The organism is Magnetospirillum moscoviense (assembly GCF_001650635.1).
GTDB classification, from domain to species: domain Bacteria; phylum Pseudomonadota; class Alphaproteobacteria; order Rhodospirillales; family Magnetospirillaceae; genus Magnetospirillum; species Magnetospirillum moscoviense.
On record NZ_LWQU01000145.1, the window covers coordinates 23,525 to 32,298 of the forward strand.

Here is an 8,774-nt window from a genome sequence, read left to right on the forward strand (position 1 = left end):
TGCGTAACGAAAAAGCCCCCCTTCGGTGACGAAGGGGGGCTTCTCGTTGGCCGGCGACTATTCCGCCGCGGCGTCCTTGCCGGCCGGCGGCGGGGCCGGCGGCAGGCCGGCGAAGCGGCGCAGCATCTCGAAGCGGCGACGGATCTGCACTTCCGCCTCGCCCATCAGGTGGTGGAAGCGGTCGGGATCGGCACGCTCGACCATGGTGAAGCGGGCCTCGCCCTTGGCGAAGTCGTACAGGCTGCCGGTCGGCTCCGGGCTGTCGAGCGTCAGCGGGTTGTCGGTGGTGCCCAGCTTGCGCGGGTCCCAGCGATAAAGCGGCCAATAGCCCGACTGCACCGCCAGACGCTGCTGCTCCAGGCCCGACGACAGGTCGTAGCCGTGGGCGATGCAATGGGAATAGGCGATGATCAGCGACACGCCCGGCCATGCCACCGCGTCCTGGATGGCGCGCAGCGTCTGCACGTCCTTCGAGCCGAAGGCGACATGGGCGACATAGACGTCGCCATAGGCCATGGCCATCATGCCCAAATCCTTCTTGGGCAGGCTCTTGCCGGCCACCGCGAACTTGGCGGTCGCCGCCAGCGGCGTGGCCTTGGATTGCTGGCCGCCGGTGTTGGAATAGACCTCGGTGTCCATCACCAGGATGTTGACGTTCTTGCCCGACGCCAGCACGTGGTCAAGACCGCCATAGCCGATGTCATAGGCCCAGCCGTCGCCACCGACGATCCACACCACCTTGTCGACCAGATAGTCGGCCAGTTGGTCCAGACGCTTGGCCTCGGGCTCGGTGCGGCCGGCCAGCAGCTTGCGCAGTTCCTCGACGCGCAGGCGCTGGGCGGCGATCTGGGCATCGTCCTCGTGGGTGGCGTGGGTGATCTCGTTGGCCAGCTTCTCGGGCACGATGCCCTTGGCCACCATGTGCTTCAACAGCAGCTTGGCGTTTTCGCCATGCTGGTCGACGGCCAGCCGGATGCCCAGACCGAACTCGGCATTGTCCTCGAACAGCGAGTTGGCCCAGGCCGGGCCGCGGCCGTCGGAATTCTTGGTGTAAGGAGTGGTCGGCAGGTTGCCGCCGAAGATCGACGAGCAGCCGGTGGCATTGGCCATCAGCATGCGGTCGCCGTAAAGCTGCGACAACAGCTTGATATAGGGCGTCTCGCCGCAGCCCAGGCAGGCGCCCGAGAACTCGAACAAGGGCTGCAGCAGCTGCGCGGTCTTGACGGTCGGCTTGGTGAGCTTGGTGCGATCGACTTCCGGCAGATCGACGAAGAAGCTCCAATTATCCTTCTCGTCGGCCAGGATCGGGTCCTTATCGACCATGGCCAGCGCCAGCCGGTCGGGATTGGCCTTGTCCTTGCCGGGGCAGACCTTGACGCACAGCGAGCAGCCGGTGCAATCCTCGGGGGCCACCTGCAGCAGGTACTCGGCGCCTTTGAACTCGGCGCCCTTGTAAACCATGTGCTTGAGCGTCGACGGCGCCGAGCCCAGGGCCGCCGGTTCGGCGACCTTGGCGCGGATGGCGCCGTGCGGGCAGACCATCGCGCACTTGTTGCACTGGATGCACAAGGATTGTTCCCACACCGGCAGCTCGGCGGCGATGTTGCGGCGCTCGAAGCGGGCCGTGCCGGTCGGCCACACGCCGTCCGGCGGGAAGGCCGAAACCGGCAGCAGGTCGCCCTTGTTGGCCAGCATCATCGCGGTGACGCGCTGGACGAATTCCGGCGCATCCTGCGGCACGATCGGCGGGCGGGTACGGTTCGAGGTGGCGTCGGCCGGGATGGTCACCTTCTCCAGGTGGGCCAGGGCCATATCGACGGCCTCGAAGTTCTTCTCGACCATCGATTGCGACTTGCGGCCATAGGTCTTCTCGATGGCCTTCTTGATGTGGCTGATCGCCTCGTCGCGGGGCAGAACGCCCGACAGCGCGAAGAAGCAGGTCTGCATGATGGTGTTGATGCGCTGGCCCATGCCGGCGGCCTGGGCCACCTTGCGGGCGTCGATGGTATAGACCTGAAGGTTCTTGTCGATGATGTCCTGCTGCACCTCGCGCGGCAGGTAATCCCACAGCTCGTCCTTGGAATAGGGCGCGTTCAGCAGGAAGGTGGCGCCGGGCTTGGCGTGGTCCAGCACCTCATAGCGATCCAGGAAGACGAAATGGTGGCAGGCGACGAAATCGGCCTCGCCCACCAGATAGGCCGAGCGGATGGCATCGTGGCTGAAGCGCAGGTGCGAGATGGTCACCGCGCCCGACTTCTTCGAATCGTAGACGAAATAGCCCTGGCCCTGGAAGCCGGCATTTTCGGCGATGATCTTGATGGAGTTCTTGTTGGCGCCCACCGTGCCGTCGGCGCCCAGGCCGAAGAACACCGCGCTTTTGACGCCGGGCTGCGGCAGCCCGAAACCGCCATCGACCGGCAGCGACAGGCCGGTGACATCGTCGGTGATGCCCACCGTGAAGCGGCGCTTGGGCTTGGCGGCCTTCAACTCGTCGAACACCGCCTTGACCATGGCGGGGGTGAATTCCTTGCTGGCCAGGCCGTAGCGGCCGCCGATCACCACCGGCTCGGCGGCGGTGGCGCGATTGCCGGCGGCGCGGGCCTCGGCCAGGGCGGTGACGATGTCCTGGTACAAGGGCTCGCCGACCGAGCCGCATTCCTTGGTGCGGTCCAGCACGGCGATGGCGCGGACCGAGGTCGGCAGCGCCGAGACGAAGGCATCGATCGAGAACGGACGGAACAGGCGGATCTTCAGCACGCCCAGGCGCTCGCCCTGGCTGTTCAGGTAATCGACGGTTTCGTGCACGGTGTCGGCGCCCGAACCCATGATGACGATCACCCGGTCGGCGTCGGGGGCACCGTGATAGTCGAACAGGTTGTACTGGCGGCCGGTCAGCTTGGCGAAGCGGTCCATCACCTGCTGCACGATGCCGGGGCAGGCTTCGTACCACGGGTTCCTGGCTTCCTGCATCTGGAAGAAGGTGTCGGGATTCTGCGACGAACCGCGCAAGGACGGATGGTCGGGCGAAAGCGCGCGGGTGCGGTGCGCCCTGACCAGATCGTCGTCGATCATGCGGTGCAGGTCGGCGTCGGCCAGTTCCTCGATCTTGGCGACCTCGTGGCTGGTGCGGAAACCGTCGAAGAAATGCAGGAACGGCACACGCGACTGCAGCGAGCTCGCATGGGCCACCATCGCCATGTCGTGGGCTTCCTGGACGCCGGCCGCGGCCAGCATGGCGAAACCGGTCTGGCGGCAGGCCATGACGTCGGAATGGTCGCCGAAGATCGACAGGCCATGGGTCGCCACCGTGCGTGCCGACACATGCATGGTGAAGGCGGTCAGCTCACCGGCGATCTTGTACATGTTGGGGATCATCAGCAGCAGGCCCTGCGACGCCGTGAAGGTGGTCGCCAGCGACCCCGCCTGAAGCGCACCGTGCACGGCGCCGGCAGCACCGCCCTCGTGTTGCATCTCGGCGACGTTGGGAACCACGCCCCAGATGTTGGTCTTGCCTTCCGAAGCCCACTGATCGGCCAGTTCCCCCATGGTGGAGGACGGCGTGATGGGATAGATCGCCGCCACTTCGGACAGCCGGTAGGCGACCGAGGTGCAGGCTTCGTTTCCGTCGACGGTGATCAGGTGGCGTTTGGTCATGTTTGCTTCGTCCGGTGCTGAAAGGGACGAGCCGAACGGGCCCGCCCCGGGTATAGTTCAAACGGGACGGCAGCATAGGCAGGGGCGGCGGGAACTCGCAAGTAACTAATCAAAAGGAGGTTGATAAACGAAACAAAATTGCTTGCAAATTGGAGTCGTTCAAAAAATAATCCACCGCTCTCCCACCTTTTTGTGTGGCGGCGATACCTGAACGGGCGGGGCAGGCTCGCCCGATGGTGTTGGCCTGGAGGCCGCGATACGAAAGACATAAAAATTTCTCGCCAGGCACAACAAGAGGTTGCTATCCGTGATCGAAGAAGAGTAAATTTACAACCGGGGCATTTATACAGGAACCGCCATGACCGCAGCCGCTAAGAAAGTCACCAAAACCCCTCGTCGTCCGTCCAGCCGTGGACGCACGCCGTCGGGTAAGCCCAACCCCATCGATGTGCATGTGGGGGGGCGGGTCCGTCTCCGCCGCACCCTTCTTGGCATGAGCCAGGAAAAGCTGGGCGAAGCGCTGGGCCTGACCTTCCAGCAAGTTCAAAAGTACGAGCGCGGCGCCAACCGCGTCGGCGCCAGCCGCCTGTTCGACCTGTCTCGCGTCCTCGACGTGCCGGTCAGCTTCTTTTTCGACGACATGACCGAGGAAGTGGAATCGTTGTCGCCTCGCCTGATCCTGGGCCTCAAGGAAGAGCCGGCGACTTTCGAGGCCGACCCGATGACCAAGCGCGAGACGTTGGAACTGGTTCGCGCCTATTACCGCATCGCCGACCCGCAGGTTCGCCGGCGGGTGCTTGACCTGGCCAAGGCGCTGGGCGCCGTCGTCGGTCCGGGCGAATAATCGGCTGATCCCCCGTGGCGCGAGTGCCCTGCCCCAGAAAGTCGCTTGCGATTTTCTGGGGTAAGCAGGTCACTCATTCGGTGAATCGTGTGGTGATTCTGAAGTCCGCATGAAGACGCGAACATCACAATCATCACGCTAAGCGCCAAGGGGGCAGTCCGCGATTTGGTCCGGCAACGGACGACGCCTGAAACGGGAGCCTGGGCGGCGTATGCGGATTGACGACTACATCGAGGCCACCAATCAGTCGAAAAGCCAGGACGACGTGTTCGCCCTGTTCCAGTCGGCGGCGGCGTCGCTGGGCTATGACCGCATGATGTACCGCGCGTTGCGCAACCATCCCGACACCACGCTGCCCTGCGTCGCCAAGACCTATCCCGAGGAATGGATCGCCCATTACGTCGCGAAGGGCTATGTCGATACCGACCCGGTCGGTGTGCGCATGCTGGTTTCGGGGCTGCCGTTCCTGTGGTGGGAGGCGGTGCAAAAGGGCAACCGCCATGCCGGCACCATCTTGAACGAGGCCGAGGAATTCGGCCTGAAGGACGGTGCCGCGGTGCCGATCCACGGACCCAACGGCGAATGCGTCGGTATCGGTTTCGCCAGTACCACTGGCGGCATCGACGGCCGCTCCTCGCTTTCCAAGCTGCAGTTGATGGCGGTGCAGTTCCACACCGCCTACAGTGCACTGACCCAGCCGCGCCAGTTGACCGCCATCCACCTGACCCCGCGTGAGCGGGAAATCCTGCTGTGGTGCGGGCGTGGCAAAAGCTCGTGGGCGATCGGCGAGATATTGCACATCGCCGAGAACTCGGTCGAGTGGCACCTGAAGAACATCTTCCGCAAATTGTCGGTCGATTCCCGCGTCACCGCCGTGGTCAAGGCGCTGCATCTCGGGCTTATTTTCCTGTAAAAACAATGGGATGAGCTGACCCCACGGAGTTCCGTGGGATGTTTCAGTCGCCCGAATGTGGGCATTCTTCGTTTCAGCAAAACGGCTGGGCGGAGGAACTTCCCGTGATTGATTGCTTCACCTACGAAACCGCGCATTTGTTCGGCGATGCCTTGGCGTCCCAGTTTCGCCTGCGCCACAAAGTGTTCGTCGAGAAGCAGCAATGGGGCGTGCCGAACTGGCGCGGCATGGAGTACGACCAGTACGACACGCCGGCGGCGGTCTATTGCGTGTGGCGCGACGACGACGCGGTGGTGCGTGGTGTCGCCCGGCTGGCGCCGACCACCATCCCTTACATGATCAAGGATTTGTGGCCCGAGCTGGTCACCAACGGCGAGCTGCCGGCCTGCCCGGACATCTGGGAATCGACCCGTCTGGGCATCGACCACGATCTGCCCAAGCCGCTGCGCCGTCGCATCCTGTCGGAGCTGATCCTGGCCTACATGGAGGCCTCGCTGCGTCATCAGGTCAAGGGCCTGATCGGCATCGGCTACGAATGGTGCTGGGAGCATTCCTTCAATCGCCAGGGCTGGCCGGTGCGCCGACTGGGGCCGAACAAGGAAATCGACGGGCTGAGCAGCTATGTCGGCCTGTTGCCGGTGTCGCACGCCCATCTGCACAGCCTGCGCGCCGCCACCGGCATCCACAGCCCGGTGCTGCGCACCGCCGAGGACATTCTTTACCAGGGAGTGGCGGCCGAATGAGCGAAGCCGAACAAGACGCCACCCGAGCCCTGCTGCCCGGCCTTCATTACCTGGCGGTGGAAGCGTTGCGCTCGGGAAGCCCGGCGGTGTCGCGGGTGATCTACGACGCGATCTCGACAATAGAAAACATCATGGATGAGAAGGGAGAGTACAATGAACAATGTTGTGTCGCTGCGGCGTCTGAAGCCGGAATCCGACAGCCTCATTGAAGCGCCTTTGATGTCGCAGAAGATGTTTCGCACCGCCTTGGTGCGGATGCTGAACCACGCCCGCCAGCAGGGCTTGACCGACACCACGCTGACCTTGGACCTGACGCTGACCGCGCTGGATGCCGATTACGACCGGCGCCGGTCCTGATCAGGGCTCCGTGCAAAAGTCCTTCGCTTCGCTCTGTGTACTTTTGCACGTTGATTCAAAAAGAGAAAAATAGGCTTGGGGCGGCCCTACGCCTATTTTTCATGTTTGACAGCCGCCATGAGTCGAGCCGTGCTCGCCTCATGGCGGGAAAATAAACCAATCCCGCGCGGAAAGCTTGCTTGAGCACGGGATTTCCCAACAGAATCGGGAAAAAGTACACCGAGGCGAAGCCGAGGGACTTTTTCACGCGGGAACTATTCCGGTGTCCTGAACGATTCTGCGGGGTCGTCGCTGGGATACAGAATCTGCTGCCGCAACAGGCCGGTCATCGGCAGGTTGAGGTTGACGCCCTTGGGGGGAATCGGTGACTGGAACCACTGGACATACAGTTTTTCCAGGTCGCCGCTCTTCATCAATGCCTTGACGGTGCCATCGACCACCGCCTTGAAGGCCGGGTCATTCCTGCGCAGCATGATGGCGATCGGCTCGATCGACATCGACGGGCCGACCAGTTCGTACCCCTGCGGATCGGCAGACATGGCGATCAGGCCGGCCAGCAAATTGTCGTCCATGACGAAGGCCTGGGCTTGGCCGCTTTCCAGCAGCGCGAAGGATTGCAGGTGGTCCTCGCCGAACAGCTCGCGCATCGGCGTGCCGCCGCCGGGCTGACGGGCGCCCAGCAACTGGATGCTGGTGCTGCGCTTGGTGGTGGCGACCGAGGCGCCGCGCAATTGCCCCAGATTCTTGACCCCCGAGTCCTTCTTGACGGCTACTCGCACCGCCGAGACGAAGGTGGTGGGGGCGAAGGCGACCTGGGCCTGGCGTTCGGTATTGTTGGTGGTCGATCCGCATTCCAGGTCGATGGTGCCGGCAAGGGTGCTGGCGATGCGGTTGGCCGAGGTCACCGCGACGTGACGGACCTCAAGTCGTGGCAGCGCCAGCTTGGCCTTGACCGCTTCGACGACGCGGTTGCAGACATCGACGTGGTATCCGACGAAGCGACCGCCTTCAAGCGCATAGGACAGCGGGTAAGAGCTTTCCCGCACCCCCAAGGTGATGGCGCCGGTGCGCTTGATCTTGTCCAGCGTCATCTCGGTCTGTGTGGCCCCGGGCTGGTCGGCAAGCGCCGCCAGCGGGGCGAGAAACATCGCGGCCAGGGCCACGCCCACCGTCAACCGAGCCATGAGCATCGAACTCCCCCCTCCCGGTGGCGACGCCCGTCCTGTGGATCTCCTTGTCAGCTATTGGGTGTATTCGCATGAGGCGGTAATGATTGTCAATCGCCACAAGGTCATGGTTCGGGCATGTCGGCCAGGACCTTCGCCAGGTCCTGGACCCGGCGGCGGATCCGGTGGTCGGTGATGGCGCGATAGGCGCGGATCAACTCGATGACGTCATGCTGGAATTGCAGCGCGCCCGCGCCGGGAACCGGCATCGCGGCGGCCATGCGGGGAACGGCTGCGGCTTCGACCTCGGCGCTCATGTCGGCGAAGAAATAGTCGACCGACACACCCAGGACGCGGGCGACGTCGTAAAGCCGCGACGCCCCCACGCGGTTGGAGCCATTTTCGTATTTCTGGATCTGCCGAAAGCTTAAGCCCAGCAGGTTGGCCAGCTCTCCCTGACTCAGGCGCAATTCCACCCGCCGTCGTTTCAGGCGGGCGCCGACATGCGCATCCACAGGGCTAGGTCCATCGTCATTAATGCCGCCACTGGTCAAGGCGTCGCCCCCATCCAACCTCGAATACGAGTTTGCATGGTATATTATTCGCGGGAAGGATGTAAGTGGTCCGATGCCAGCGGTGTGTGGTCGCGGCCGGACAGGCGCCAGGCCGGTACCAACTCAAAAGATCACACCGAGGATTTCCGGACGATGGGTGTCCGAAATCTCTGTGGTGGCCGTAGGAAGCGTCAGGTAAATCAAGGAGTAGATGGTGGGCGATGCAGGGATTGAACCTGCGACCCCACCGGTGTGAAGGGTGTGCTAGATTGTAACTTCAATCCCTTACGTTTCCAGGCGATGACGATAGAGTGCCGTTTTGAGCCGTGTATTTACCTGGTTTCCGGACAACTGTCCTGATTGGATTACTCGGGTATTTCGGGATTTCGGGACAACCCTAGCAGCCTGTCGGACTTAACCTGACGCCGGGGACATGGCAGAATCGTGGGCACAACAGATCGCCCGCTGATGGATATCCCCCGGCATGAGCAACTTCCGCCAGATTGACCGCGACACCGGCTTCTTATTGCCGCCGTCCATTGA

8 protein-coding genes are annotated in these 8,774 nt (G+C 63.2%); 5 read left to right on the top strand and 3 right to left on the bottom strand.

Annotation, left to right across the window (positions count from 1 at the left end; genetic code table 11):
• Window positions 1-57: 57 nt before the first annotated feature.
• On the bottom strand, window positions 58-3,654 hold the full coding sequence (gene nifJ / locus A6A05_RS12240) for a pyruvate:ferredoxin (flavodoxin) oxidoreductase (protein ID WP_082910917.1): 3,597 nt from the start codon (window positions 3,652-3,654) through the stop codon (window positions 58-60).
• 358 nt (window positions 3,655-4,012) lie between these two features.
• Here nifJ and A6A05_RS12245 point away from each other — a divergent pair, with 358 nt between their 5' ends.
• The 5 genes from A6A05_RS12245 (at window position 4,013) to A6A05_RS12260 (ending at window position 6,511) form a co-directional block, all read left to right on the top strand.
• Complete coding sequence (locus A6A05_RS12245; protein ID WP_068501336.1) at window positions 4,013-4,498, top strand: helix-turn-helix domain-containing protein; 486 nt, start codon at window positions 4,013-4,015, stop codon at window positions 4,496-4,498.
• A gap of 211 nt (window positions 4,499-4,709) precedes the next feature.
• Window positions 4,710-5,411, top strand: a complete 702-nt coding sequence (locus A6A05_RS12250; protein ID WP_068501339.1) for a helix-turn-helix transcriptional regulator — start codon at window positions 4,710-4,712, stop codon at window positions 5,409-5,411.
• Between the two features lie 104 nt (window positions 5,412-5,515).
• Window positions 5,516-6,154 (top strand): acyl-homoserine-lactone synthase, encoded by a 639-nt coding sequence (locus A6A05_RS12255; RefSeq protein ID WP_172822275.1) that lies wholly within the window; start codon window positions 5,516-5,518, stop codon window positions 6,152-6,154.
• A complete protein-coding gene (locus A6A05_RS20890; protein WP_156521038.1) occupies window positions 6,151-6,363 on the top strand; it encodes a hypothetical protein in 213 nt (70 codons plus the stop codon). The genes A6A05_RS12255 and A6A05_RS20890 overlap by 4 nt, the downstream gene beginning before the upstream one ends.
• A gap of 10 nt (window positions 6,364-6,373) precedes the next feature.
• On the top strand, window positions 6,374-6,511 hold the full coding sequence (locus A6A05_RS12260; RefSeq protein ID WP_156521039.1) for a hypothetical protein: 138 nt from the start codon (window positions 6,374-6,376) through the stop codon (window positions 6,509-6,511).
• A gap of 254 nt (window positions 6,512-6,765) precedes the next feature.
• Here A6A05_RS12260 and A6A05_RS12265 read toward each other — a convergent pair whose 3' ends face one another.
• Complete coding sequence (locus tag A6A05_RS12265) at window positions 6,766-7,701, bottom strand: amino acid ABC transporter substrate-binding protein (RefSeq protein WP_068501346.1); 936 nt, start codon at window positions 7,699-7,701, stop codon at window positions 6,766-6,768.
• Window positions 7,702-7,802: 101 nt separating this feature from the next.
• Window positions 7,803-8,192, bottom strand: a complete 390-nt coding sequence (locus tag A6A05_RS12270; RefSeq protein WP_245644285.1) for a helix-turn-helix domain-containing protein — start codon at window positions 8,190-8,192, stop codon at window positions 7,803-7,805.
• Window positions 8,193-8,774 lie beyond the last annotated feature (582 nt).

Bases quoted from the DNA above. Each gene is read 5' to 3' on its own strand.
- nifJ (WP_082910917.1), bottom strand. From the start codon at position 3,654: ATGACCAAACGCCACCTGATCACCGTCGACGGAAACGAAGCCTGCACC.
- A6A05_RS12245 (WP_068501336.1), top strand. From the start codon at position 4,013: ATGACCGCAGCCGCTAAGAAAGTCACCAAAACCCCTCGTCGTCCGTCC.
- A6A05_RS12250 (WP_068501339.1), top strand. From the start codon at position 4,710: ATGCGGATTGACGACTACATCGAGGCCACCAATCAGTCGAAAAGCCAG.
- A6A05_RS20890 (WP_156521038.1), top strand. From the start codon at position 6,151: ATGAGCGAAGCCGAACAAGACGCCACCCGAGCCCTGCTGCCCGGCCTT.
- A6A05_RS12260 (WP_156521039.1), top strand. From the start codon at position 6,374: ATGTCGCAGAAGATGTTTCGCACCGCCTTGGTGCGGATGCTGAACCAC.
- A6A05_RS12265 (WP_068501346.1), bottom strand. From the start codon at position 7,701: ATGCTCATGGCTCGGTTGACGGTGGGCGTGGCCCTGGCCGCGATGTTT.